Below are 24291 nucleotides of genomic sequence, written 5' to 3'. Positions count from 1 at the left end.
CGCGGGTGGCTCAGGCGTCGTCGCCCTTGCCGAGCTCGTCGTCGGCAACCACCTCGGCGGCAGCCCATTCCAGCGCTTCGCGCTCGCGGCGCTCGCGCTCGGACTTCTCGACCGCTTCGACGTAGTCGGCATCGATGCGGCGGGCGGCGATTTCACGCAGCGCCAGCACGGTCGGCTTGTCGTCGTTCTCGCTGTTGTCGAGCTGCGAATCGACGCCATTGGCAAGCTGGCGGGCGCGCTTGGCGGCCATCATGACCAGCTCGAAGCGGTTGTCGATGACCTGGAGGCAATCCTCAACGGTGATGCGGGCCATAAATCTCCGGGCGGCCGGCGGGCCGTCGATGCGGTGTAAGGAACCGGAAATGATACCCCACGCAACTTGCAGAAACAAGTAACGCGCAATGAAAATCAGTGACTTGCGGGGCGGGCCGGGTCACTCCCCCGCCAGCAGGGCGCGGATGAGCGCTTGGTGGCGTCGCGCCTGCGCCTCGCGCCGCAGGCGGCTGGCGCTGAACACCGCGCACATCTCGGCCACCGCGGTGTCGAAGTCCTCGTTGACGATGACGAAGTCGAACTCGCCGTAGTGCGACATTTCCTCGCGCGCGGCCGCCAGGCGCCGGGCCATGACCTCCTCGCTGTCCTGGCCGCGCTTGCGCATGCGCTGGTCGAGCGCGGCGCGCGAGGGCGGCAGGATGAACACACCTACCGAGTCCGGAACCGCGGCGCGCACCTGGCGCGCGCCCTGCCAGTCGATCTCCAGCAGCACGTCGCGGCCCGCCGCCAGCTGCGGATCGACCGACTGCCGCGCGGTGCCCTTCCAGTCGCCGTGGACGCGGGCATGTTCGAAGAAATCGCCGGCATCGATCATCCGCTGGAATTCCGCGTCGTCGACGAAGTGGTAATGCTCGCCTTGGCGCTCGCCCGGGCGCGGCGCGCGCGAGGTGAACGAGACCGACAGGCTGATGTTCGGGTCGCGCGCAAGGCAGGCGTTGACGATGCTCGACTTCCCGGCGCCCGACGGCGCCGCGACCATGAACAGGGTCCCGCGCATCGGGGCGTCGCTACTCAATGTTCTGCACCTGTTCGCGGACCTGGTCGATCAGCACCTTCAGCTCCACCGCGATGTTGGTGGTGCGGGCATCGACCGACTTCGAACCCAGGGTGTTGGCCTCGCGATTGAACTCCTGCAGCAGGAAGTCGAGGCGGCGGCCGGCGGGCTCGGGCTGGCCGAGCACGCGACGGATCTCGGCGACGTGGCTGTCGAGGCGATCGAGCTCCTCGTCGACGTCGAGCTTCTGCAGCGCCAGCACCAGCTCCTGTTCGACGCGACCCGGATCCGCCGCCTGCGCAAGGTCGGCCAGGCGCGCCTCGAGCTTGGTGCGCTGCCCGGCGCGGATCAGCGGCACAAGCGTCCGGACCTCCGCCGCGCGCGCTTCGATGCCGTCGACGCGTTCGAGCATGTTTGCCACCAGCTTGCCGCCCTCGCGCTCGCGCGCGGCGATGAACTCGCCAAGCACCTGGTCGAGCAGCGCCAGCAGCTCCGCCTGCAGCGCTTCCGGCTCCGGCGCGGCGGAACGCAGCACGCCCGGGAACTGGAGGAGGTCGACGAACTGGGTGCGCAGCCCGGGGAAGCGCGCGCCGGCGTCCTGCGCGATCGCGGACAGCTGGCCGAGCAGCGCATCGTCGACGTGCAGCGAAGCCGCGCCCTCGGCGGGGCGCAGGCGCAGCGACAGGTCGAGCTTGCCCCGCGCGACCCGGGCCGAGATCCGCTCGCGCAGCTGCGGCTCCAGCGCGCGCAGTTCATCGGGCGCGCGCATGCCGATCTCGAGGAAGCGGTGGTTGACCGCACGCAGCTCGCAGGCAAGCGTGCCCCAGGGGGTTGTGCGCTCGCCAGACGCGTAGGCGGTCATGCTGCGGATCATGCCGGCATCCAGGGGATCGGGGTGCCGATGGTAAACTCGCGCGCCATTCCAGCGGTAATCGACATGTCCCAGACCCCACGCCCCAGCGGCCGCACGGCCGGCCAGATGCGCGAAGTGCGCATCCAGCGCGGCTATACCCGCCACGCCGAGGGCTCGGTGCTGGTCGCCTTCGGCGAAACCCGCGTGCTGTGCACCGCCAGCGTCGAGAACCGCGTGCCCGGCTTCCTGCGCGGCAAGGGCACCGGCTGGGTCACCGCCGAATACGGCATGCTTCCGCGCGCCACCCACACCCGCAACGACCGCGAGGCCTCGCGCGGCAAGCAGGGCGGGCGCACCCTGGAGATCCAGCGCCTGATCGGGCGCAGCCTGCGCGCCTGCGTGAACCGCGACGCCCTGGGCGAGCGCACCATCACCCTTGACTGCGACGTGCTGCAGGCCGACGGCGGCACCCGCACCGCCGCGATCACCGGCGCCTACGTGGCCCTGGTCGACGCGACGCGCTGGCTGCAGGCGCGCGGCGACATCAAGCGCGACCCGGTCCACGGCGCGGTGGCCGCGGTCTCGGTCGGGATCCACGGCGGCGTGCCGGTGCTCGACCTCGACTACGCCGAGGACAGCGACTGCGACACCGACATGAACGTGGTGATGAACGACGGCGGCGGCTTCATCGAGCTGCAGGGCACGGCCGAAGGCCACGCCTTCCGTCGCGACGAGCTGGACGCGATGCTGGAGCTGGCCGCCAAGGGCTGCAGCGAGCTGTTCGCGGCCCAGCAGGCCGCGCTGGCCGCGGGCTGAGCCATGGACCTGGTGCTGGCCAGCGGCAACGCCGGCAAGCTGGTCGAACTGCGCGAGCTGCTCGGCGAGGCGGGCTTCAGGCTGCGCGCGCAGTCGGAGCTCGGCGTCGTGGATATCGATGAGACCGGGCTCAGCTTCGTCGAGAACGCCCTGCTGAAGGCCCGCAACGCGGCGCAGGCCACCGGCCTGCCGGCGCTGGGCGATGACTCCGGCCTGTGCGTGGACGCGCTCGACGGCGCGCCCGGCCTGTATTCGGCGCGCTACGCCGGCGAGGGCGGCAACGCCGCGCGCAACATCGAGCGCCTGCTGCATGAACTCGACGGCGTGCCCGACGACGCCCGCAGCGCCAGTTTCCACTGCTGCATCGTCCTGTTGCGCCACGCCACCGACCCGCGGCCGCTGGTCGTCGAGGGCAGCTGGCGCGGCCGCATCCTGCGCGCGCCGCGCGGCGACGGCGGCTTCGGCTACGACCCGCTGTTCCTGGATCCCGACAGCGGCCTGACCGCCGCCGAGCTGCCGGCCGCGCGCAAGAACGCGACCAGCCACCGCGGCCGCGCCCTGGCCGCGCTGCGCGCGCGCCTGCACGAACTGGCCTAGGCCATGCTGGTGCCGCCGCCGCTGTCGCTGTACGTGCACCTGCCCTGGTGCGTGCGCAAATGCCCCTATTGCGACTTCAACTCGCACGAACAGCGCGGCGCCCTGCCCTTCGCCGGCTACGTGCAGGCGCTGATCGCCGACCTCGAGCACGACCTGCCGCTGGCCTGGGGCCGCACCGTGCACAGCGTGTTCTTCGGCGGCGGCACGCCCTCGCTGTTCCCGGCGGATGCCATCGACGATTTCCTGCAGCAGGCCAGCGCGCGGCTGCGCTTCGCGCCCGGCTGCGAGATCACGCTGGAGACCAATCCCGGCACCGCCGAGCACGGGCGCTTCGAGGGTTACCTCGCCGCCGGCGTGAACCGGCTCAGCTTCGGCATCCAGAGCTTCGACGACGGCTGCCTCCAGCGCCTGGGGCGCATCCACGACAGCCGCGAGGCCGACGCCGCCGTGAAGCTGGCCCAGGACGCCGGCTACGACAACATCAACGTCGACCTCATGTACGCGCTACCGGGCCAGGACCTGGCCGGCGCCGCGCGCGACCTCGAGCGCGCCTTCGCGCTGCAGCCCGCGCACGTCTCGCATTACCAGCTCACGCTGGAGCCCAACACCCTGTTCGCCGCGCGCCCGCCCGACGCGATCCCGGACGAGGACGCCGCCTGGGACATGCAGGAGCACTGCCAGGCGATGCTGGCCGAAGCCGGTTTCGAGCACTACGAAGTCAGCGCCTACGCGCGCCCCGGCCGGCAGTGCGCGCACAACCTCAACTACTGGCGCTTCGGCGACTACCTCGGCATCGGCGCCGGCGCGCACGGCAAGATCAGCCTTGGGGCAACGCAGACGGTGCGCCGGCGCTGGAAGCTCAAGCACCCCACGGCGTGGATGGGCGTCGCCGGCACCGCCGCCGCCCTGGGCGGCGACGAGGACGTCGAGACCGCGCGCCTGCCCTTCGAATACATGCTCAATGCGCTGCGCCTGCACGAAGGTTTCGCCCTGGGCGACTTCGAGGCACGCACCGGCCTGCCGCGCACGGCGATCGCGGCCGAACTTGATGAAGCAGTGGCTCGCGACTGGCTCCGGATCGATGGCGATCGCGTGGTCCCGACCATCCTCGGGCGGCGCTTGGGCAACGACGTGGTCTCGCTCTTCCTGGCCTGACGCCGACCTGCGCCCGGGTGGCCGCGCGGGCCTGCGCTTTCCGTGCTGGCCGTCACTCGATGCCCGTGATATGAAACCCACAGGGGAACCAGCGAACACTCATGTCATTGACGACACATTCCAACGATGGTCCGGGTCGGCGCGGCCTTGCGGCCGTCGACCTCCCAAGGCGCATACGCAAGGCCTTGGACGCGGCATTGAAGCTCGTGTCGATGGAGCTCGATCCGTACCTGGCCTCGATGCTCGACGAGTACGAGCAGGAGCTGTTCCGCCTGGCCGAGCGCTCCAGGCACCCGGGCAGCGAGTCCGCATACGTGCAGGCGCTGCGCAGCTTCCGCATGAACCGCTCGGACCTGGTGCCGCAGTTCATGCTCGAGCTGGAGATCGGCCTGGCCACGCTGCGCGCGCCACCGGTGGCCGCGGCGAACCCGCCTCCGGCAGCGCCGGCCGCCGGACGGATCCTGGGCCTGGTCGACGACTCGATGATCGACGAGGACACGCTGCTGCGCGAGATCGCGATCCGGCAGGAAGGCCGCGCCAGCCTGCCGATGCACCTGCTTGGCCAGCGCTTCGGCGTGCTGGCCGGGACGCCGGCGCCTGACGCCGAACGCCTGCCGCTGGGGCCACAGGCCGTGTGCCGCGCCCTGCGCAGCGCCTGCCACGCCCTCCAGCTCGGCGCCGAGGCGCGCGAACTGCTGTATCGGTTGTTCGACCGCATGGTCATGGCCCACTACGCGCCGGTGCTCGAGAAGCTCGACGCCACCCTCGACCAGGCGGGTGTCCTCAAGGGACTGACCTATGTACCCGCGCGGCTGCGCGCCTCGCCACGCGACCAGGCCGAGGAAGCCGCCGAGAGCGCGGCCCCGGGGCGGTCCAACAACCGTGGGGCCCGCGGGACGCCGGACGGGCGGAGCGGCTCCGGGCGCGATGGCGAGGTCGAACAGCGCGGTGCGGACAATGCGCCGCGGAACGCCGGGCAAGGCGATGCCGCAGTGGCCGGTGGATCGCGCGCTGGCGCTGCTGGCAATGGCGGCGGCACGGGTGGCGGCGCGCAGCGCGGCTCGAAGCCGTCGGGAACAGGCCCGGGTCCCGCAGGCACCCGGCATCCACACACCGGATGGATGGCGGAAACCACCACCGCATTCGCCGGCAGCGACGAGCAGGCGTCGTACGGTGCCCTGCAGCAGCTGCTGGCCGGACGCCGCGCACTGATCGGCAAGCTGCGCGCCACCAGTCCCGCGGGCCCGATGGCGACGCTGGGAACCAGCGAGCTGATGCACGCGCTGGGGTCGATACAGCGCCAGCCGGATGCTCCCGGTGGCACCAGGCCGAGCCTGATGGACGTGCGCCAGATGCTGCTGGCGCAGGCACGCCAGCGCCATGGCAAGGGCGCCAGCCTGTCCCAGCGCGACAACGACACCTTCGAACTCCTGCACCTGCTGTACGGCCAGCTCGAAGGCGAGATCCGGACCGATGCCCCGGCTGCCGCCCTGATCCGCAGGCTGCAGTTGCCGCTGCTGCGGGTCGCGCTGCAGGACCAGGCCTTCTTCGTCCAGGCGACGCACCCGGCGCGCGAACTCCTCAACACCGTCGCCGAAACCGCCGCAAGCTGGCTCGACAAGGACGACGTCGACCCCCAGCTGCTGCTCCCGCTGCAGCAGGCGGTCAGCCAGGTCGTCGAGAAGTACGACGGCGACAACAAGGTGTTCGAGGCCAGCAACGAGCAGCTGCAGGCACACCTGCAGGCGCAGGTGCGCAAGGCCGAAATGCTCGAGCGCCGGCACGTCGAAGCCGCCCGCGGCAAGGAAAAGCTCGAGGTCGCCAAGCTCCGCTCGGCGGCCGTGCTTGAAAAGCTCCTCGGCGACCAGCGGATCCCGAAATTCTCCCGGGCGCTGCTCAACCAGGCCTGGACCGATGTCCTGACCCTCAGCCTGCTTCGCCAGGGCGAGGATTCGCCCGAATGGCAGGCCCAGCTTGGTGCCACCCGGCGCATCATCACCGCCTGCGTACGCGGTGAAGCGGTCGCCGACCCGGCGCTGACGACCCACGTCGAAGCCGCCCTGTCGCAGGTTGGCTACCACGCCGACGAGGCCGGCATCATCGCCGCGCGCCTGACCAGCAGCCGCAGCGACGAGGACGATCCCGCCTCGCGCACCGAGCTGGCGATGAAGCTCAAGGCGCGCACCCGGCTCGGCGAGGACGCCGAACGGGCGCGCCGCCCCGACCTGCCTCCGCGCACGCCCGGGGAGCAGGCGCGTTACGAGCAGCTCCGGGTGATGCCCTTCGGCACCTGGATCGAATTCACCACCAACCAGCAGGGCGACGTCGTCCGCCGCCGCATGTCGTGGTTCAGCCCGGTCACCGACAACGCGCTGTTCGTGAACCAGCGCGGCCAGCGCATCGGCGAGCATTCGCTGGACTCGCTGGCGCGGATGATCGTGGCCGGGCAGGCACGCATCGTCACCGCCGAGCGCGGCCGACTGGTCGACCGCGCCTGGCAGGCCGCGCTGCGTACCCTGCGCAGCTTCGCCGGGCGCAGCGACGCCCTGTCCATCGACGCGGATCCGCACGCATGATCAACGAGTTCCGGCGCGCCCGGCGACGCAAGGCCCCCGCGACCATCCTGGTGATCGACGCCATGACCGAACGCGTGGTCGGGCGGATCGGCAACCTGTCGGAAACCGGCATGCTGCTGATGGCCGGGACGCCGTTGGTGGACGACGCCTTGTACCAGTTCCGCTTCAGCCTGCCGACGGAAGGCGACGACGAGTCCAGCGTCGAGATCGGCGCCCACCTGCTGTGGATGGACCAGGCCAGCGCGCCAGGCCAGGTCTGGGCCGGCTTCAGGTTCCTCGGCATCACCGAACTGCAGGCGCGGCCGCTCCGCGCGTGGATCGACGCCCCGGGCAGCCGCTACGAATAGCGGGTCCGGCGACGATCCGGCCGATGCGGCAAAATGGCGGCAAGCCCCCCCCCTGTGTAGCCGCCATGACCGTCCAGACCCCCGCATCCCTCTACGCCGCCCACCTCGAGACGCTGGCCGCGCGCACCGCGATCGCGCTTGAGCGCGGCGGCTTCGACCACCTCGTGGTTCCCAGCGGCACCCTGCATTACCAGGTCTTCGACGACCGCGACTATCCCTACGCGGTCAATCCGCAGTTCAAGGCCTGGGTGCCGCTGCTGGCCAATCCCGGCAGCTGGCTTGTGGCCACGCCCGGCGCGCGCCCGAAGCTGGTCTACCTGCAGCCGCGCGACTACTGGCACGTGGTACCCGAGTCGCCGTCGGGCGACTGGGTCGAGCACTTCGACATCACCGTGGTGCGCACGCCCGACGAGGCCTTGCAGCACCTGCCGCGGGACGCGACGCGCTGCGCCATCCTCGGCGAGGCGCAGAGCGCGCTCGGCCGTTACGGTGCCTTCGCCCCAAACAACCCGCAGCCGGTGCTCGACTACCTCGACTACCACCGTGCCTACAAGACGCCCTACGAACTGGCCATGCTGCGCCAGGCCAACCGGCGCGCGGTCCGCGGCCATCGCGCGGCCGAACGCGCCTTCCGGGCCGGCGCCAGCGAATTCGGCATCCACCTGGCCTATTGCCAGGCGGTGGGCCAGGACGCCAACGAACTTCCGTACAGCAACATCGTCGCCCTCAACGGCCATGGCGCGGTGCTGCACTACACCGAGCGCGACCGCCTGCCGCCGAAGCCGGTACTGAGTTTCCTGCTCGACGCCGGCGCCGGCCACGCCGGCTACGCGGCCGACATCACCCGCACCCATGCCATGGATCGCGAGGGCGAATTCCAGGCCTTCATCGATGCCGTCGATCGCGCCGAGCTGGCGATGTGCGACCAGGTCCGCGCCGGCGTCGACTACCGGCAGCTGCACCTCGATGCCCACCTGGCCCTGTCGGGCGTGCTGAAGGAATTCGGGGTGATCGGCTGCGGCGCCGAGGAGGCCGTGGCCAGCGGCCTCAGCGCGAGCTTCTTCCCGCATGGCATCGGCCACGGCCTGGGCCTGCAGGTGCACGACGTCGCCGGCTTCGCAGCCTCCGACGCCGGCGGCAGCATCGACAAGCCCGAGGGCCATCCCTACCTGCGGCTGACGCGCGAGCTGGCGCCGGGCATGGTGGTGACGATCGAACCCGGCCTGTACTTCGGCGACATGCTGCTCGAAGACCTCAAGGCCAGCGACAACGCCCGTCTGGTGGACTGGGACCGCGTGGATGACTTCCGGCGCTTCGGCGGCGTGCGCATCGAGGACAACGTGGTGTGCACGGACGGCGAGCCGGTGAACCTGACCCGCGAAGAGTTCGCCTCGCTGGGCTGACCGGCCACCGGCAACGGGCGCGACGACGGCGGCATGTGCGTTTGCCCGCGCCGCCGTTCAGCCCGCCATGAACGCTTCGATCTCGTCGGCGCTGCGGGCCAGCCCAGCGGTCAGCAGCTCGTGGCCGTCACGGGTGATGGCGACGTCGTCTTCGGTGCGGATGCCGATGCCGCGCCACTTGGCGGCAACGTCGGTATCGCCCGGCGGGATGTAGATCCCGGGCTCGATGGTGTAGACCATGCCCGGTTCGAGCAGGCGCGACTCGCCGTCGATGCGGTAGTCGCCCACGTCGTGCACGTCCAGGCCGATCCAGTGGCCGGTCTTGTGCGGGTAATAGCGCTTGTAGGCCTCGTCCGCCAGCGCCTTGCGCAGCGTGCCCTTCAGCAGCCCCAGCGAAAGCATGCCCTCGGTGAGCACCTCCACTGCGGCCAGGTGGCCGGCCTCGTAGGGCACGCCGGGCCGCGCCTGCGCGAGCGCCGCGGCGTAGGCGGCATCGACCAGGTCGTGCAGGATCCGCTGCTCGCGGCTGTAGGCGCCGTCGACCGGGAAGGTGCGGGTGATGTCGGCGGCATAGCCGCGATGCTCGGCGCCGGCGTCGACCAGCACCAGGTCGCCGCGGCGCACCGTGGCGCGGTTGCCGCGGTAATGGAGGATGCAGGCATTGGCACCCGCGCCGATGATGCTGGAATAGGCGGGTTCGGCGCCGGCGGCGCGGAACACGCGCTCGAGCTCGGCCTGCAGTTCGTATTCGCGCATGCCGGCACGTGCCGCGCGCATCACCGCTTCGTGGGCCTGCACGCTGATCGCCGCGGCGCGGCGCATCAGCCGCAGCTCGTCGGCGCCCTTGAACAGGCGCATCTCGTCCAGCAGGTGGCCCAGATCGAGGAATTCGTGCGGCGGCTGCGCACCGTGGCGGACCTGGGCGCGGACGCTGTTGACCCAGCCGATCAGCTTGAGGTCGAAGTCGGTGTCGCGGCCGAAGTGGTAGTAGACGCGGCGGCGGCCTTCGATCAGGCCGGGCAGGATGTCGTCGATGTCGTCGATCGCATAGGCGTCGTCGATGCCAAGCGCGTCCGGGGCGCCTTCGGGGCCGACGCGGGAGCCGTCCCAGGCTTCGCGCGCGGCATCGCGTTCGCGGCAGAACAGCAGGCTTTCGCCGTGCGCGCGGCCCGGCACCAGCACCAGGACCGCTTCCGGCTCGTCGAACCCGCTGAGGTACAGGACGTCGGAATCCGGCCGGTAGGGATGGAAGGTGTCGCGACTGCGCACGCGCTCGGGCGCGGCGGGAAGGATGATGATCGCGTCGTCACCGGCCATCCGCATGAGCTGGCGGCGACGGCGCTTGCAGATGCTGGTCGGTGCGGCAAAGGCCATGCAGCGGAACTCAGTTGAGGCTGTTGCGGTGGCGGGCGGCCAGCGCGCAATCTCCGTGCAGGAGCAGTGCGGCGACGCGGACGAACTCTTCGATCTCGGCCAGCGCGGCTTCGTCTTCCTCGTCACCATCATCCTGGGCCGTGGCGCGCGCCAGGCGTGCAAGGTCGGCAAGGGCTTCCTCGCCCTCCTCCGAAAGCTTCGCCCCACTACCGGCGGCGAGTCCGAACGCGCCAACGAAACCGCGGCACCAGTCGAACAGGGCGCCGCTGCGCGCGGCCAGGGAGGCATCGTCGTCGGGGCCGAGCAGGACCAGCCCGAACTCGCGGTCTTCGAACTGGCTGCGCGTTGCCGACTGCAGGCGCGCCAGCACCGAGCCTTCGGCCGGGGCCGGGAGGCTGTCGTCCACCATCACCCGGGCCAGCCAGTTGCCCGCGGCGTCGCCGCCACCGGCCAACCAGCCGCACAGGCTGCCGTGCAGTTCGGGCGCGGGCGTGGCGAGGCCGGACTCGCGGCAGGTCTGCTCGACTTCGGACAGGGTAGGCAATGATTTTTCGGACATGGCAAGGAGTCTGCGATGGACCACGGCAGTGTACCGTCGGGCGCGGCTTGTTGCCGGCGCGCACGCGCGCCTACACTGCGATGTCCGCCAGGGGAGGCGATGGGGAGAGCCGCCTTGCCAGTGGCCGATGGAGCTGGACCTGTGATCATCGCGGCGATGCTGGCAGCGGCCTGCGTCGTCCTCGCCATGCGTGCGCGACGGGCGCGCAGGTTGGTGGCATCGCTGCACGCGCGCGAGCAGAGCTTTCGCATGGCCCTGTGGGCGAGCGGCCAGCGCTATTGGGACTTCCATGTGCCGAGCGCGCGCCTGCAATACCTGGTCGCCCGCCACGATGGCGATGGCTGCAGGCACGATTTCAGCTCCGAGCAGGCGGAGCCGGCCGCCGTGATCCATCCCGACGACCTGCCGGGCGTTGTCGATGCCATGCATCGTTACGCCGCCGGCGAGACCGCGGAGTTCTCGTCCGAACACCGGGTCCGCGCCGACAGCCCGGCGTCGACCCAAGGCGACTGGACGTGGATCCGGGCCCGCGGCCGCGCGGTCGAGCACCAGGCCGACGGCGCGATCCTGCGGGTCGCCGGAACCTCGCTCGACATCGGCGCCACCCGCGCGGTGGAGCGCGAGAACCGCATCGCCAGCGAAGTGCTGCGCAGCATGAGCGAGGCGGTTGCGGTCCTTGACGACCGCTTCCGGTTCCTCTCGGTGAATCCCGCGTTCACGCGGATCACCGGCCACGGCGCGGCCGACGTCATCGGGCGCAGCGTGGATGTCCTCGACAGCATCCAGCACGATCACTCACGCGGGCGCAGCATGCGCGAGGCCCTCCGGCGCGACGGCCGCTGGTCGGGCGAAATGTGGCAGCGTGAACACAACGGCGAGGAACTCCTGTGCGCCGTGGAGGCCGCCACCGTGCTTGATGGCAACGCCGGCGGCGAACGCATGCACGTGCTGATGCTCAGCGACATCACGCTGCAGAAGCGCGCCGAGGAAGAGCTGCGCTACCTGGCCAACTTCGATTCGCTGACCGACCTGCCCAACCGCTCGCTGCTTGCGGAGCGCCTGTCGCGCGCGATCGTCCACGCCCGGCGCGACGGCTCCCGGGTCGCCGTGCTGTTCCTCGACCTCGACCGTTTCAAGGACATCAACGATTCGCTTGGCCACGCCGTCGGCGACCGCATCCTGCGCGCGGCCGCGGCCCGCCTGCAACAGGCGGTCGGTCCGGGGCAGACCGTGGCCCGACTGGCCGGCGATGAGTTCACGGTGATCCTCGAGGGCCTGGCCGCACCCGAGGACGCCGAGCGCGTGGCGCGGGAGATCATCATGGCGTTCGAGGCGCCACTGGTCCCCGAGGACGGCCAGGAGGTCTCGGTATCGGCCTCGATCGGCGTCAGCCTGTACCCCGACCACGCCCAGGTGCCCACCGAACTCCTCAAGCGCGCCGACGCCGCCATGTACCAGGCCAAGGCCGCCGGCCGCCGCACCTGGATGCGCTACGACGACAGCATGGAAGCCGCGATCCGCCGGCGTGCGATCCTCGCCGGCGCGCTGCACAAGGCGCTTGACCGCGGCGAGCTGCGGGTGGTCTACCAGCCACGGCAGGCATTGGCGTCTTCGCTCATCACCGGCGCCGAAGCGCTGCTGCGCTGGACCAGTCCCGAACACGGCGAAATCCCGCCGGCCGACTTCATCCCGCTTGCCGAAGAGAACGGCATGATCCTCGAGATCGGCGAATGGGTCCTGCGCGAGGCCTGCCTGGCGGCCCGCCGCTGGCGCGACCATGGCCTGTCCGATGTCCGGGTATCGGTGAACATGTCGGTACTGCAGCTGCTGCGCGGGGACTTCGCCGAAGTCGTGCGCGGCGTACTGGACGATACCGGCGTACCGGCGCAGGCACTGGAGCTGGAACTGACCGAAAGCATGCTCATGGCCAACGCCGCGCAGACCGCGCACAAGCTGCAGGCCTTCCGCGAGCTGGGCGTCTCGCTGGCCATCGACGATTTCGGCACCGGCTACTCGTCGCTTGCGTACCTCAAGCGGCTGCCGATCACCACGATCAAGATCGACAAGACGTTCATCGCCGACGTCTGCAACGACCGCGAAGGCGCGTCGATCACGACCACGGTGATCGCGATGGCCCACGGACTCGGGCTGACCGTGGTCGCCGAAGGGGTGGAGACCGCGGACCAGGCCCGGTTCCTGGCCCGCAACCACTGCGACGAGATCCAGGGCTTCTGGGTGTCGCATCCCCTGGACGCGGTGTCCTGCATGGCCTACATCCACAACCGCCGCCATTCCGGGGGTCCGGCCACTGCCACCACCATCGGGACGCCTTGACCACTCCCGCCCGCCTGCTATCGTGCCGCTGATGGACACTCCGGACGTGCTTGCCCAGCTGCGGCGGCTTTCAGAACGCTTCGACGAGCTCGCGGTGCGCACGCGCCGGTTGGGCGAGGAGAACCGCAGCCTCCGCCAGCAGCATGAACAGGCCTCGGGGGAACGGGCCCAGCTGCTGACCAGGAACGAACAGGCGCGCAGCCGGGTCGAGGCGATGATCGCGCACCTCAAATCACTGGAGCAGCACACGTGAGCGGTACCGAGGCCGTCAGCGTACGGGTGCTTGATCGCGAGTACACCGTTGGCGTGGGCGCGGGCGAAGTCGAAGGCCTCATGGCTGCGGCACGCGTGCTGGATGCGCGCATGCGCGAAGTGCGCGGCGCCAACCGCATGGCCGCGATCGATCGCGTCGCGGTGCTTGCCGCACTCAACCTGGCCCACGAACTCGAACAGCTGCGCAGGGACGCGGAACGCCGCGACCGGGAACTGGCGGATGCGCTGTCGGCGCTGGAGCTGAAGCTCGACGCGCTGCTCCATGCTTGAAGGCGAGCGCATCGACCGCGGGGCCAGGCACAAGGTGAACGGCCACCGACGGATGGCCTTCGGGTCGGAAGTCCAAGGGGTATACTGCGGCTGCGTCCTCTGCCGTGACCGACGGCGTACACAAACATTCGCCTTGTCCCTTAATCACGACCACGGGGACGCGACGGTAGCCTGGCGTGCATGTCCGCCCCCGAGCGGAAAGCCCGATGGCAGCCAAGCGTCTCCACTTGAACCCCGGGTTCAAGGTCGTTTGGTATGCATCGACATGGTGGAGGACGTATCTCCTTTCCGACTCCCGCCGGCGAGCCTTGCGCCGGACGTGACGTGAGTCCCCCGAACCGCGGCGACACCCGCCGCCTCATGCGCGAGCGTCGACGCGGGGTTCCCACGGCGGCGCGCATCGGTTCGGCCAGTGCCCTCGCCGGGCAGCTGCTTTCGCTGCCGCTTGCGCCTCGAGCCGCTGTTGCCGGCTACTGGGCCTCTGACGGTGAAATCGCCCTCCATGTCTGGCAGCTGCGACTTCCCGCGGACTGCATCTATTGCCTGCCCGTGCTGCAGGATGACGGCTGCCTGCGCTTCGCTCCATGGCGCCCGGGCGAACCCGTCGTACCGAATCGCTATGGCATCCCGGAACCCGCGGTTGCGCCCGGGGCACTCCTGGAGCCGTCGGCGCTGGATCTGGCGGTCGTGCCCCTGGTCGCCTTCGACACCCGCTGCCACCGGCTTGGCATGGGCGGCGGCTGGTACGATCGCAGCTTCGCGTTCCGGCACCGGCAATCCGCGCCACCGCGGCTGGTTGGTGCTGCGTTTGAATTCCAGCATGTCGACGAAGACCTTCCCAGCGAAGACTGGGACGTCCAGCTCGACATGGTATGCACCGATCAATCCACCCATTACCGACCGACATGACCACTGGCAAGCGCAAACGATACTGGCTGATGAAGTCGGAACCCGAGGATTTCTCGATCGACGACCTTGAACGGGTCGGCACCGAGCCCTGGACGGGCGTGCGCAACTACCAGGCGCGCAATTTCATGCGCGACGGCATGCAGCTTGGCGACGGCGTGCTGTTCTACCACTCCAACTGCAAGGTGCCCGGCATCTACGGCATCGCCGAAGTCGCGAGCGCGGCCTACCCGGACCCGACGCAGTTCGACCGCGAATCGAAGTACTTCGATTCCAAGGCGAGCCCGGAGGAACCGCGCTGGATGCTGGTCGACGTCGGCTTCGTACGCAGGCTCGCCGCACCCGTCACGCTTGAAGCCATCCGCGCCCGTTCGGAATCCCTGGGCGAGGACTTCGCCCTGATCCGCAAGGGCACCCGCCTGTCCGTGCTGCCGGTGGGCGCCGCGCAGTGGAAGATCCTGCTGGCCATGGAGCCGAAATGAGTGAAGCCAAGCGCCTGGCCGGCGAAAAGGCCCTCGACTACGTCGAAGACGGCATGGTGGTGGGCGTGGGCACGGGATCGACCGTGGCCTTCTTCATCGATGCGCTCGCCGGCGTCCGCGACCGGATTGCCGGTGCGGTGTCGAGTTCGGACCAAAGCACGGAACGACTGCGCGGGCATGGCATCGAGGTGTTGGATCTGAATGCCTGCGGCCCGATCCCGCTTTACGTTGACGGCGCCGATGAATGCGATCCGGGCAAGCGCCTCATCAAGGGCGGCGGCGCTGCGCTCACCCGCGAGAAGATCATCGCCGAGGCGGCGGCGAAATTCGTCTGCATCATCGATCCATCCAAGGAAGTGCCGGTGCTCGGGCGCTTTCCGTTGCCCGTCGAGGTCATCCCGATGGCGCGCAGTCTGGTGGGGCGCGAGATCGTGGCGCTGACCGGCGGCCAGCCAGTCTGGCGCCAAGGCACGGTCACCGACAACGGCAACTGGGTGATCGACATCCACGGCCTGTCGATCACCGACCCGGTGGCGCTCGAGCAGATGCTCAACCAGGTGCCGGGCGTGGTCAGCGTCGGACTGTTCGCGCGGCGTCCCGCCGACGTGGTGATCGTCGGCGGCACGCCGCCGCGGGCGCGCTGAGCGCGGGCAGGGCCCGCGTCACCGATCCCGGATGAGACGCTTCAGCTTCCGATGTCCTCGTCGTAGGTCACGCTGAGGTAGTGCAGCGCGGTTCCCGGGCTGAGCATGCACTGCACGGCCGGTCGGAAGATGTGCTCGGGTGCACCGGCGATCTCGACGGGCTGCCAGGTCAGCGCAACGCCCCGGCTTCCCGCGGCAACGCTCGAGGACTTGGTGCGATACACGGCGTCGACCACATCGCCCTGCTGGGTACCATCGACGAAGGTGCAGGACACGATGCCGCTCCTGCCCACCGGCGCCCCGGTTTCAACCAGGACCTTCATTGCACCGCGGCCACCGGGACGCGGATCGCCGCGCAGCGCGCAGGTCACGAACGTGTTGCTCGTGCCCTCGTTCACCACGGCCAATGGACGCGAGCGCACGCCCTGTGCGTACGCAGCGGTCGCGGGCTGGCAGATCGCCGCCGCCCCCTGGAAATCGTAGCGGGATACTTCGGCGCTTCGAGCATCGAGCGAAAGCGCCGGCGCGGCGACCACGAGCGCCGCGAACAGGGCGGATGCCGCGAGCGGCGCGCTCGCGCGGACCTCAGGCGCCGACATTTTCGTTGTACTCGCGGGTGGTGTACATCATCGCCGCCTGCGGCGGCAGCAGGCAGCTCATGGAGGGCCTGTCGATACCCGAAGGCTTGGAATTCGCGACGTCGCCCGGAAGCCATGCAAGCTCGGCCGAAGCGCCGGCGGCGATCGCCACGGTCTTGGGCGCGTAGCTGGCATAGACCAGGGCACCCGTCTGGTGGCCGTTGACCAGGGTGCAGCTCACTTCGACCGGCGCAGCGCCGAAATTGCTGATCGTGACCGCGAGCCGCTTGGCCGCGCGCACGGTCTGCGGGCTGTCGTCGCCCTGCCAGTTGCAGGCAACGCGGGCGATCCCATTCGACTCGTTCGTCAGGGCGAGGGGCCGGTAGCGGATGCCTGCCGCGTCGAGCTGCGTGATCGCCCTGCACATGCCGACCGCACCCTGGACATCCACGCGCCCCAACTCGGCGGCGTCTGAACTCGGCGACAGCGCCAGGAGGCAACTGGCGATAAACAGAAAGCTGGCGGCACGACGCATTGGATTCACCGGTCTTGAAAGGTTGCCCACGTTATCGGAGGCGGCCCTGCTAGGCAAGGCCGGGACAGGGTGATGCACAAAGAAAAACCCCGCAGCCGTGGCTGCGGGGTTTTGGGGTAAAACCCTGGCGATGACCTACTCTCGCATGCTAGATGCACACTACCATCGGCGCATGCGCGTTTCACTTCCGAGTTCGGAATGGGATCGGGTGGTTCCACGCAGCTATTGTCACCAGGGAGAGGGTGGAGGGTCGCGGGCCGTTACCGGCTTGACGCGCACACGCTCTCGTTGGTTTGCCTCGGAACGGAGCCAGAAATCAGCTCCGCCGTTGGCGAATAAATAGGGACGTAGCGAACTTTTGGGTCGAACATCGACGCGTCGTCGAGTCCAAGGCCACTTGAGGTTATATGGTCAAGCCACACGGATCATTAGTACTGGTTAGCTCAACACATTGCTGTGCTTACACACCCAGCCTATCAACCACCTAGTCTTGATGGTTCCTTCAGGGGGCTTGTGCCCCGGGAGATCTCATCTTGAGGCGCGCTTCCCGCTTAGATGCTTTCAGCGGTTATCGCTTCCGAACGTAGCTACCCGGCAATGCCACTGGCGTGACAACCGGAACACCAGAGGTTCGTCCACTCCGGTCCTCTCGTACTAGGAGCAGCCCCTCTCAAATCTCCAACGCCCATGGCAGATAGGGACCGAACTGTCTCACGACGTTCTGAACCCAGCTCGCGTACCACTTTAAATGGCGAACAGCCATACCCTTGGGACCGGCTACAGCCCCAGGATGTGATGAGCCGACATCGAGGTGCCAAACACCGCCGTCGATATGAACTCTTGGGCGGTATCAGCCTGTTATCCCCGGAGTACCTTTTATCCGTTGAGCGATGGCCCTTCCATACAGAACCACCGGATCACTAAGTCCTACTTTCGTACCTGCTTGATCCGTCGATCTTGCAGTCAAGCACGCTTATGCCTTTGCACACAGTGCGCGATGTCCGACCGCGCTGAGCGTACCTTCGAGCTCCTCCGTTACTCTTTGGGAGGAGACCGCCCCAGTCAAACTACCCACCATACACGGTCCCCGATCCGGATAACGGACCTAGGTTAGAACGTCAAGCACGACAGGGTGGTATTTCAAGGTTGGCTCCACCCCAGCTAGCGCCAGGGTTTCACAGCCTCCCACCTATCCTACACAGACGAACTCAACGTTCAGTGTAAAGCTATAGTAAAGGTTCACGGGGTCTTTCCGTCTTGCCACGGGAACGCTGCATCTTCACAGCGATTTCAATTTCACTGAGTCTCGGGTGGAGACAGTGCCGCCATCGTTACGCCATTCGTGCAGGTCGGAACTTACCCGACAAGGAATTTCGCTACCTTAGGACCGTTATAGTTACGGCCGCCGTTTACCGGGGCTTCGATCAAGAGCTTCGCCTTGCGGCTGACCCCATCAATTAACCTTCCGGCACCGGGCAGGCGTCAGACCCTATACGTCCACTTTCGTGTTTGCAGAGTCCTGTGTTTTTGATAAACAGTCGCAGCGGCCTGGTATCTGCGGCCCTCCTCAGCCCAGCCACGCATGTGGCCACCAAAGAGGGCGTACCTTCTCCCGAAGTTACGGTACCATTTTGCCTAGTTCCTTCACCCGAGTTCTCTCAAGCGCCTGAGAATTCTCATCCTACCCACCTGTGTCGGTTTACGGTACGGTCTGCACAAGCTGAAGCTTAGGAGCTTTTCCTGGAAGCGTGGTATCAGTCACTTCGCTCTAATGAGCTCGTCTCGGTGCTCGGTCTTGAAGGGTCCCGGATTTGCCAAAGACCCAAACCTACCTCCTTTCCCCAGGACAACCAACGCCTGGTAGACCTAACCTTCTCCGTCCCTCCATCGCACTTGTGCGAGGTGCTGGAATATTAACCAGCTTCCCATCGACTACGCATTTCTGCCTCGCCTTAGGGGCCGACTCACCCTGCGTCGATTAACGTTGCGCAAGGAAACCTTGGGCTTTCGGCGTGGGGGCTTTTCACCCCCATTATCGTTACTCATGTCAGCATTCGCACTTCCGATACCTCCAGCAGACTTCTCAATCCACCTTCAACGGCTTACGGAACGCTCCTCTACCGCGCATCACAAAGTGATGCACCCCAAGCTTCGGTTCCATGCTTAGCCCCGTTAAATCTTCCCCGCAGACCGACTCGACCAGTGAGCTATTACGCTTTCTTTAAAGGATGGCTGCTTCTAAGCCAACCTCCTGGCTGTCTGTGCCTTTCCACATGGTTTTCCACTCAGCATGGAATTTGGGACCTTAGCTGTGGGTCTGGGTTGTTTCCCTTTTCACGACGAACGTTAGCACCCGCCGTGTGTCTCCCGCATATTCTGTCTTGGTATTCGGAGTTTGCAATGGTTTGGTAAGTCGCAATGACCCCCTAGCCATAACAGTGCTCTACCCCCAAGAAGATTCGTGCGAGGCGCTACCTAAATAGCTTTCGAGGAGAACCAGCTATCTCCGGGTTCGATTAGCTTTTCACTCCTAATCACACCTCATCCCCTACCTTTGCAACGGGAGTGGGTTCGGGCCTCCAGTACCTGTTACGGTACCTTCACCCTGGGCATGACTAGATCACCCGGTTTCGGGTCTACTGCCCGCGACTATGCGCCCTTATCAGACTCGGTTTCCCTTCGCCTCCCCTATACGGTTAAGCTCGCCACGAACAGTAAGTCGCTGACCCATTATACAAAAGGTACGCAGTCACTCCACGAAGGAGCTCCTACTGCTTGTACGCACACGGTTTCAGGGTCTATTTCACTCCCCTCACCGGGGTTCTTTTCGCCTTTCCCTCACGGTACTGGTTCACTATCGGTCGGTCAGGAGTATTTAGCCTTGGAGGATGGTCCCCCCATGTTCAGACAGGGTTTCTCGTGCCCCGCCCTACTCACTTATCATCATTCCGGCACTTTCGCATACAGGGCTTTCACCTTCTATGGCCAGTCTTTCCAGACTGTTTTGCTAGAACCGGAACAACTTTTGGGCTGCTCCCCGTTCGCTCGTCGCTACTAGGGGAATCTCGGTTGATTTCTTTTCCTCCGGGTACTTAGATATTTCAGTTCCCCGGGTTCGCCTTGCATGGCTATGTATTCACCATGCAATACTCCTTGCGGAGTGGGTTTCCCCATTCGGACATTGCCGGATCAAAGCTTGTTGCCAGCTCCCCGACACTTTTCGCAGGCTACCACGTCCTTCATCGCCTCTGACCGCCAAGGCATCCACCGTGTGCGCTTATTCACTTGACCATATAACCCCAAGTCGCCTCGGAGCCATATGCAGCCCATGCGTACAAAGCACGGACGTGAATATAACCACTCAATTTATGTAGGGCCTCTAGGGCCCCGCCTTAGCCTCAACGACACGTTTGGATATTCGTCTCAAACGCTCGCTACGTCCCTGATTTTCAAAGAACACGGTTCGGCCACAATGCCGCCCCGCTTCTAAATCTTTAGTGTGTGCGCAGATCATCCAGGAATGGTGGGTCTGGGAGGACTCGAACCACCGGCCTCACCCTTATCAGGGGTGCGCTCTAACCACCTGAGCTACAGACCCAATGTCTTTCCCCAGCGTGGTGGAGCCTGTCGGGATCGAACCGACGACCCCCTGCTTGCAAAGCAGGTGCTCTCCCAGCTGAGCTAAGGCCCCATAAAAGGGGTCGGTCCCCCGGCTTTCGCCGTGGAACTCCTGGATGCAGGTCACTTGTGCGGACGCCTGACAGGCAATTAGCTGTCTTTAGTCTCTAAAGGAGGTGATCCAGCCGCACCTTCCGATACGGCTACCTTGTTACGACTTCACCCCAGTCATCGGCCACACCGTGGCAAGCGCCCTCCCGAAGGTTAAGCTACCTGCTTCTGGTGCAACAGACTCCCGTGGTGTGACGGGCGGTGTGTACAAGGCCCGGGAACGTATTCACCGCAGCAATGCTGATCTGCGATTACTAGCGATTCCGACTTCACGGAGTCGAGTTGCAGACTCCGATCCGGACTGAGATCAGGTTTCTGGGATTGGCTAGCCCTCGCGGGTTTGCAGCCCTCTGTCCTGACCATTGTAGTACGTGTGTAGCCCTGGCCGTAAGGGCCATGATGACTTGACGTCATCCCCACCTTCCTCCGGTTTGTCACCGGCGGTCTCCTTAGAGTTCCCACCATTACGTGCTGGCAAATAAGGACAAGGGTTGCGCTCGTTGCGGGACTTAACCCAACATCTCACGACACGAGCTGACGACAGCCATGCAGCACCTGTGTTCGAGTTCCCGAAGGCACCAATCCATCTCTGGAAAGTTCTCGACATGTCAAGGCCAGGTAAGGTTCTTCGCGTTGCATCGAATTAAACCACATACTCCACCGCTTGTGCGGGCCCCCGTCAATTCCTTTGAGTTTCAGTCTTGCGACCGTACTCCCCAGGCGGCGAACTTAACGCGTTAGCTTCGATACTGAAGACTCAATTGTCCCCAACATCCAGTTCGCATCGTTTAGGGCGTGGACTACCAGGGTATCTAATCCTGTTTGCTCCCCACGCTTTCGTGCCTCAGTGTCAGTACTGGTCCAGGTGGCCGCCTTCGCCACGGATGTTCCTCCTGATATCTACGCATTTCACTGCTACACCAGGAATTCCGCCACCCTCTACCGTACTCTAGCCCGCCAGTATCCAATGCAATTCCCAGGTTGAGCCCGGGGCTTTCACATCAGACTTAACGAACCACCTACGCACGCTTTACGCCCAGTAATTCCGAGTAACGCTTGCACCCTTCGTATTACCGCGGCTGCTGGCACGAAGTTAGCCGGTGCTTATTCTTTGGGTACCGTCAGAACAACCGGGTATTAACCGATTGCTTTTCTTCCCCAACAAAAGAGCTTTACAACCCGAAGGCCTTCTTCACTCACGCGGCATGGCTGGATCAGGCTTTCGCCCATTGTCCAATATTCCCCACTGCTGCCTCCCGTAGGAGTCTGGGCCGTGTCTCAGTCCCAGTGTGGCTGATCATCCTCTCAGACCAGCTACGGATCGTCGCCTTGGTGGGCCATTACCCCTCCAACTAGCTAATCCGACATCGGCTCATCTATCTGCGCGAAGCCCGAAGGTCCTCCGCTTTCACCCGTAGGTCGTATGCGGTATTAGTCCCGGTTTCCCGAGGTTATCCCCCACAAATAGGCAGATTCCGATGTATTCCTCACCCGTCCGCCACTCGCCACCCGGAGAGCAAGCTCTCCTGTGCTGCCGTTCGACTTGCATGTGTTAGGCCTGCCGCCAGCGTTCACTCTGAGCCAGGATCAAACTCTTCACTTAAAATTGCATGGACCGAAGTCCAAACGCTTTGAGTGCAGTCGTCGTTACCCGAGCTCGAATCACTCGCATGCATTTCTGCATTTGCTTGATTTGTTGCTCTTGTTACGTACGTCTGCAAATGGACAACCATCCACTTGCCAGACGTCCGCACAAGTCACCTGCGCACACTGTCAAAGATCATGGGGATCGGCCTCAGCGCCTTTCCCGTTGCCCCGTCGTTTCCTCCGAGGCGAGCCGCACATTGTAGCGCGGTTTTTGCTTTCGTCAACACCCTGTGAGGCGTCTTCTTCAGCGTGCTTCGGAGGTGGCGGTCAGTGACCGTTTGTCCGAAGCGAGCCGCCCATTATAGCGCGACTTTTGCTTCCGTCAACACCCTGCGGGCGCTTCCTTCAGCGTGCTTCGGAGGTGGCGGTCAGTGACCGTTTTGTCCGAAGCGAGCCGCCCATCTTAGCGCGACTTTCGCTTCCGTCAACACCCTGTGTGGGGTTGATTTCAGCCTCCCTTTTCGTCGTGGCCCGGAGGCCGTTTCCGTCAGGGGAGCCGCACATCTTAGCGCGGTTTCGAAGAACGTCAACACCCTGTGAAGCGGCTTTTTCGTTCTTCCCCGCTTCGTAGCTGCCGGCGGTGCCGACCGCTGCTTGGCGGGGCGCGCATTGTGCAGCGCCCGGGAGGATTTGGGAAGGGGTCCAGTGTTTTTTTTCGACTTGACCGCGCCGCGCCTCTCCGGGACTGTTGGCGCACTCCCTATATATGACGAGAGACGCTGCCCATGCGAATACCCTTTTTCGCGCTGTTGCTGTGCTGCACGACCCTGCTTGCGACCGCGTGCGCCAGTGACGGGCGCTGGGTGGAGCTTGCCGGTGAGCGTTACGTGGTCGAGGTAGCCGACGACGACGAGGCCCGGGCGCGCGGCCTGATGTTCCGGGACTCGCTGGCGGATGGCCACGGCATGCTGTTCATCCACGAACGCGAAGAGCGCCAGGCCTACTGGATGAAGAACACGCGGATCCCGCTGGACATCCTCTATTTCGACGCATCGCTGCGCCTGGTGTCACAGCAGCGGGGAGTGCCGCCGTGTTCGGCGGGAGACCGCTGTCCGCCGTATCCAAGCCGGGCACCGGCGCTGTACGTGCTTGAACTCAACGCCGGTGAAGCCCACCGGCTGGGGCTGGAGGACGGCGCCGCGCTGGAACTCGGCCCGGACGTCGCTCGCGGCCGCTGAATGCGGTCACGCGGGGCTCTTCAGAGCGCCATCATCTCGAAATCGTCCTTGGTTACGCCGCAGTCCGGGCAGGTCCAGGTGTCCGGGACATCCTCCCAGCGCGTTCCGGGGGCGATGCCTTCTTCGGGCAGGCCCACGGCTTCTTCATAGATGAAGCCGCAGACCACGCACATCCAGGTGCGGTAGGCGGTGGTGTCGTTCATCGGATAATGCGGTTCCGGTCGCGCACGGCGCGGGCCACCATTGTCCCATCACGCCCATCGACAGGAAACCACGCAATGTCCGAGGCAATGCCTTCGCGTCCGGGCGCCCACGCGCGCGGCCTTTATCTGCTGACGCCGGACGAGCCCGACACGTCGCGCCTGCTGGCCCGGGTCTCGGCGGTGCTCGCGAAGGCGGCGCTGCTGCAGTACCGCAACAAGCTTGCCGACGCCACGCTGGCGCGCGCACAGATTGCAGCCTTGCTGCCGCTTTGCCGTGAGCGCGGCGTACCGCTCCTGATCAACGACGACTGGCGGCTTGCGCGTGCCTGCGGCGCCGATGGGGCGCACCTGGGCGAAGGCGACGGCGACATCCGCGCCGCGCGCGAGGCGCTTGGCGAAGGCGCGATCATCGGCGCCTCCTGCTATGACAGCCTGCAGCACGCGGAGCGCGCAGCGGCCGCGGGCGCCGACTATCTCGCGTTCGGCGCGTTCTTTCCATCGCCGACCAAGCCGCTGGCCCGCCGCGCGACGCCCGGACTGCTGCGCAGCGCGGCGAAGTTCGGCGTGCCGCGGGTGGCCATTGGCGGGATCACGCCGGACAATGCCCGCATCGTGGTCGATGCCGGCGCGGACCTGGTCGCGGTGATCAGCGGCGTGTTCGACGCGCCCGACCCGGTGGCCGCGGCGCAGTCCTACCTCCAGGCGTTCGAAGCACCTGTCGCGTAGAGAGCCGGATGCACCGGGCACGTCCCGCACGGGCGCCATGGAGCGTCCGCGGCAATCA

General features: G+C 66.4%; 22 protein-coding genes, 2 tRNA genes, 3 rRNA genes and 1 other RNA gene. 15 read left to right on the top strand and 13 right to left on the bottom strand.

What is annotated here, in order from left to right:
* Nucleotides 1–10 precede the first annotated feature (10 nt).
* The 3 genes from rpoZ to ACW7GZ_RS09965 all read right to left on the bottom strand — a co-directional run bounded on the left by rpoZ (nt 11) and on the right by ACW7GZ_RS09965 (nt 1922).
* Nucleotides 11–313 (bottom strand): DNA-directed RNA polymerase subunit omega, encoded by a 303-nt coding sequence (gene rpoZ / locus ACW7GZ_RS09975; RefSeq protein WP_457005369.1) that lies wholly within the window; start codon nt 311–313, stop codon nt 11–13.
* A 120-nt stretch (nt 314–433) separates the two neighbouring features.
* Nucleotides 434–1051 (bottom strand): guanylate kinase, encoded by a 618-nt coding sequence (gene gmk, locus ACW7GZ_RS09970; RefSeq protein WP_457005454.1) that lies wholly within the window; start codon nt 1049–1051, stop codon nt 434–436.
* 10 nt (nt 1052–1061) lie between these two features.
* Nucleotides 1062–1922 (bottom strand): YicC/YloC family endoribonuclease, encoded by an 861-nt coding sequence (locus ACW7GZ_RS09965; protein WP_457005371.1) that lies wholly within the window; start codon nt 1920–1922, stop codon nt 1062–1064.
* 63 nt (nt 1923–1985) lie between these two features.
* Here ACW7GZ_RS09965 and rph point away from each other — a divergent pair, with 63 nt between their 5' ends.
* From rph to pepQ, 6 genes are all read left to right on the top strand, one after another.
* Nucleotides 1986–2717: a ribonuclease PH gene (gene rph, locus ACW7GZ_RS09960; RefSeq protein ID WP_457005373.1), complete on the top strand. Its 732-nt coding sequence runs from the start codon at nt 1986–1988 to the stop codon at nt 2715–2717.
* Between the two features lie 3 nt (nt 2718–2720).
* Nucleotides 2721–3314, top strand: coding sequence for an RdgB/HAM1 family non-canonical purine NTP pyrophosphatase (gene rdgB / locus ACW7GZ_RS09955; protein ID WP_457005375.1), 594 nt, complete (start codon nt 2721–2723; stop codon nt 3312–3314).
* Nucleotides 3315–3317: 3 nt separating this feature from the next.
* Entirely contained in the window at nt 3318–4469 is a 1152-nt protein-coding gene (gene hemW, locus ACW7GZ_RS09950; protein WP_457005377.1) for a radical SAM family heme chaperone HemW, read from the top strand.
* Nucleotides 4470–4570: 101 nt separating this feature from the next.
* Nucleotides 4571–7045 carry a DUF1631 family protein gene (locus tag ACW7GZ_RS09945; protein ID WP_457005379.1) on the top strand — a complete coding sequence of 825 codons (2475 nt, stop codon included), beginning with the start codon at nt 4571–4573 and terminating at the stop codon, nt 7043–7045.
* The gene (locus tag ACW7GZ_RS09940) at nt 7042–7392 is read left to right on the top strand and encodes a PilZ domain-containing protein (RefSeq protein ID WP_457005381.1); all 351 of its coding nucleotides are present in this window, start codon (nt 7042–7044) and stop codon (nt 7390–7392) included. Before ACW7GZ_RS09945 ends, ACW7GZ_RS09940 begins: the two co-directional genes overlap by 4 nt.
* 65 nt (nt 7393–7457) lie before the next feature.
* The gene (pepQ, locus tag ACW7GZ_RS09935; RefSeq protein WP_457005383.1) at nt 7458–8795 is read left to right on the top strand and encodes a Xaa-Pro dipeptidase; all 1338 of its coding nucleotides are present in this window, start codon (nt 7458–7460) and stop codon (nt 8793–8795) included.
* 57 nt (nt 8796–8852) lie between these two features.
* Here the strand turns inward: pepQ and ACW7GZ_RS09930 are convergent, their stop codons facing one another.
* Both ACW7GZ_RS09930 and ACW7GZ_RS09925 read right to left on the bottom strand, forming a co-directional pair.
* Nucleotides 8853–10169, bottom strand: a complete 1317-nt coding sequence (locus ACW7GZ_RS09930; RefSeq protein ID WP_457005385.1) for an aminopeptidase P N-terminal domain-containing protein — start codon at nt 10167–10169, stop codon at nt 8853–8855.
* Nucleotides 10170–10179: 10 nt separating this feature from the next.
* On the bottom strand, nt 10180–10728 hold the full coding sequence (locus ACW7GZ_RS09925; protein ID WP_457009003.1) for a UPF0149 family protein: 549 nt from the start codon (nt 10726–10728) through the stop codon (nt 10180–10182).
* A 141-nt stretch (nt 10729–10869) separates the two neighbouring features.
* Between ACW7GZ_RS09925 and ACW7GZ_RS09920 the strand changes: the two genes are divergently transcribed.
* From ACW7GZ_RS09920 to rpiA, 7 genes are all read left to right on the top strand, one after another.
* The gene (locus tag ACW7GZ_RS09920; RefSeq protein ID WP_457009001.1) at nt 10870–13062 is read left to right on the top strand and encodes a putative bifunctional diguanylate cyclase/phosphodiesterase; all 2193 of its coding nucleotides are present in this window, start codon (nt 10870–10872) and stop codon (nt 13060–13062) included.
* Between the two features lie 31 nt (nt 13063–13093).
* On the top strand, nt 13094–13315 hold the full coding sequence (locus ACW7GZ_RS09915; protein ID WP_457005391.1) for a TIGR02449 family protein: 222 nt from the start codon (nt 13094–13096) through the stop codon (nt 13313–13315).
* A complete protein-coding gene (locus tag ACW7GZ_RS09910; protein WP_457005393.1) occupies nt 13312–13605 on the top strand; it encodes a cell division protein ZapA in 294 nt (97 codons plus the stop codon). The genes ACW7GZ_RS09915 and ACW7GZ_RS09910 overlap by 4 nt, the downstream gene beginning before the upstream one ends.
* Before the next feature lie 93 nt (nt 13606–13698).
* Nucleotides 13699–13884, top strand: a non-coding RNA gene (ssrS, locus tag ACW7GZ_RS09905) — 6S RNA.
* An 81-nt stretch (nt 13885–13965) separates the two neighbouring features.
* Nucleotides 13966–14514: a 5-formyltetrahydrofolate cyclo-ligase gene (locus tag ACW7GZ_RS09900; protein ID WP_457009157.1), complete on the top strand. Its 549-nt coding sequence runs from the start codon at nt 13966–13968 to the stop codon at nt 14512–14514.
* Entirely contained in the window at nt 14511–14993 is a 483-nt protein-coding gene (locus ACW7GZ_RS09895) for an EVE domain-containing protein (protein ID WP_457005395.1), read from the top strand. Before ACW7GZ_RS09900 ends, ACW7GZ_RS09895 begins: the two co-directional genes overlap by 4 nt.
* Entirely contained in the window at nt 14990–15637 is a 648-nt protein-coding gene (gene rpiA, locus ACW7GZ_RS09890; RefSeq protein WP_457008999.1) for a ribose-5-phosphate isomerase RpiA, read from the top strand. Before ACW7GZ_RS09895 ends, rpiA begins: the two co-directional genes overlap by 4 nt.
* Before the next feature lie 41 nt (nt 15638–15678).
* On the opposite strand, the gene ACW7GZ_RS09885 is transcribed toward rpiA, so the two are convergent.
* The 7 genes from ACW7GZ_RS09885 to ACW7GZ_RS09855 form a co-directional block, all read right to left on the bottom strand.
* Complete coding sequence (locus ACW7GZ_RS09885; protein ID WP_457008997.1) at nt 15679–16236, bottom strand: hypothetical protein; 558 nt, start codon at nt 16234–16236, stop codon at nt 15679–15681.
* Nucleotides 16223–16750, bottom strand: coding sequence for a hypothetical protein (locus ACW7GZ_RS09880; RefSeq protein WP_457008995.1), 528 nt, complete (start codon nt 16748–16750; stop codon nt 16223–16225). Before ACW7GZ_RS09880 ends, ACW7GZ_RS09885 begins: the two co-directional genes overlap by 14 nt.
* A gap of 122 nt (nt 16751–16872) precedes the next feature.
* Nucleotides 16873–16986 (bottom strand): 5S ribosomal RNA (rrf, locus tag ACW7GZ_RS09875).
* A gap of 171 nt (nt 16987–17157) precedes the next feature.
* Nucleotides 17158–20041: ribosomal RNA gene (locus ACW7GZ_RS09870) — 23S ribosomal RNA — on the bottom strand.
* Nucleotides 20042–20271: 230 nt separating this feature from the next.
* A tRNA-Ile gene (locus ACW7GZ_RS09865) sits at nt 20272–20348 on the bottom strand.
* 17 nt (nt 20349–20365) lie between these two features.
* Nucleotides 20366–20441 (bottom strand) — tRNA-Ala (locus ACW7GZ_RS09860).
* A gap of 96 nt (nt 20442–20537) precedes the next feature.
* Nucleotides 20538–22082: ribosomal RNA gene (locus tag ACW7GZ_RS09855) — 16S ribosomal RNA — on the bottom strand.
* The 16S, 23S and 5S rRNA genes sit together here with 2 tRNA genes alongside, the layout of an rRNA operon.
* 769 nt (nt 22083–22851) lie before the next feature.
* Here ACW7GZ_RS09855 and ACW7GZ_RS09850 point away from each other — a divergent pair.
* Nucleotides 22852–23304, top strand: a complete 453-nt coding sequence (locus tag ACW7GZ_RS09850) for a DUF192 domain-containing protein (protein WP_457008993.1) — start codon at nt 22852–22854, stop codon at nt 23302–23304.
* A 20-nt stretch (nt 23305–23324) separates the two neighbouring features.
* On the opposite strand, the gene ACW7GZ_RS09845 is transcribed toward ACW7GZ_RS09850, so the two are convergent.
* On the bottom strand, nt 23325–23507 hold the full coding sequence (locus ACW7GZ_RS09845; RefSeq protein WP_457005403.1) for a rubredoxin: 183 nt from the start codon (nt 23505–23507) through the stop codon (nt 23325–23327).
* Between the two features lie 87 nt (nt 23508–23594).
* Between ACW7GZ_RS09845 and thiE the strand changes: the two genes are divergently transcribed.
* Nucleotides 23595–24233 carry a thiamine phosphate synthase gene (gene thiE, locus ACW7GZ_RS09840; RefSeq protein WP_457005458.1) on the top strand — a complete coding sequence of 213 codons (639 nt, stop codon included), beginning with the start codon at nt 23595–23597 and terminating at the stop codon, nt 24231–24233.
* Nucleotides 24234–24291: the final 58 nt, after the last annotated feature.

Source organism: Luteimonas sp. A537 (assembly GCF_054052065.1).
Note: the sequence above shows the minus strand (reverse complement) of the source record. Positions and strands in the feature narration are given on the sequence as shown.

Coding starts and splice junctions, on each gene's coding strand:
- ACW7GZ_RS09845 (WP_457005403.1), bottom strand. CDS start 23,507: ATGAACGACACCACCGCCTACCGCACCTGGATGTGCGTGGTCTGCGGC.
- rdgB (WP_457005375.1), top strand. CDS start 2,721: ATGGACCTGGTGCTGGCCAGCGGCAACGCCGGCAAGCTGGTCGAACTG.
- rpoZ (WP_457005369.1), bottom strand. CDS start 313: ATGGCCCGCATCACCGTTGAGGATTGCCTCCAGGTCATCGACAACCGC.
- ACW7GZ_RS09915 (WP_457005391.1), top strand. CDS start 13,094: ATGGACACTCCGGACGTGCTTGCCCAGCTGCGGCGGCTTTCAGAACGC.
- hemW (WP_457005377.1), top strand. CDS start 3,318: ATGCTGGTGCCGCCGCCGCTGTCGCTGTACGTGCACCTGCCCTGGTGC.
- ACW7GZ_RS09895 (WP_457005395.1), top strand. CDS start 14,511: ATGACCACTGGCAAGCGCAAACGATACTGGCTGATGAAGTCGGAACCC.
- rpiA (WP_457008999.1), top strand. CDS start 14,990: ATGAGTGAAGCCAAGCGCCTGGCCGGCGAAAAGGCCCTCGACTACGTC.
- ACW7GZ_RS09885 (WP_457008997.1), bottom strand. CDS start 16,236: ATGTCGGCGCCTGAGGTCCGCGCGAGCGCGCCGCTCGCGGCATCCGCC.
- ACW7GZ_RS09925 (WP_457009003.1), bottom strand. CDS start 10,728: ATGTCCGAAAAATCATTGCCTACCCTGTCCGAAGTCGAGCAGACCTGC.
- rph (WP_457005373.1), top strand. CDS start 1,986: ATGTCCCAGACCCCACGCCCCAGCGGCCGCACGGCCGGCCAGATGCGC.
- ACW7GZ_RS09965 (WP_457005371.1), bottom strand. CDS start 1,922: ATGATCCGCAGCATGACCGCCTACGCGTCTGGCGAGCGCACAACCCCC.
- ACW7GZ_RS09900 (WP_457009157.1), top strand. CDS start 13,966: ATGCGCGAGCGTCGACGCGGGGTTCCCACGGCGGCGCGCATCGGTTCG.
- ACW7GZ_RS09850 (WP_457008993.1), top strand. CDS start 22,852: ATGCGAATACCCTTTTTCGCGCTGTTGCTGTGCTGCACGACCCTGCTT.
- thiE (WP_457005458.1), top strand. CDS start 23,595: ATGCCTTCGCGTCCGGGCGCCCACGCGCGCGGCCTTTATCTGCTGACG.
- gmk (WP_457005454.1), bottom strand. CDS start 1,051: ATGCGCGGGACCCTGTTCATGGTCGCGGCGCCGTCGGGCGCCGGGAAG.
- pepQ (WP_457005383.1), top strand. CDS start 7,458: ATGACCGTCCAGACCCCCGCATCCCTCTACGCCGCCCACCTCGAGACG.
- ACW7GZ_RS09945 (WP_457005379.1), top strand. CDS start 4,571: ATGTCATTGACGACACATTCCAACGATGGTCCGGGTCGGCGCGGCCTT.
- ACW7GZ_RS09880 (WP_457008995.1), bottom strand. CDS start 16,750: ATGCGTCGTGCCGCCAGCTTTCTGTTTATCGCCAGTTGCCTCCTGGCG.
- ACW7GZ_RS09940 (WP_457005381.1), top strand. CDS start 7,042: ATGATCAACGAGTTCCGGCGCGCCCGGCGACGCAAGGCCCCCGCGACC.
- ACW7GZ_RS09930 (WP_457005385.1), bottom strand. CDS start 10,169: ATGGCCTTTGCCGCACCGACCAGCATCTGCAAGCGCCGTCGCCGCCAG.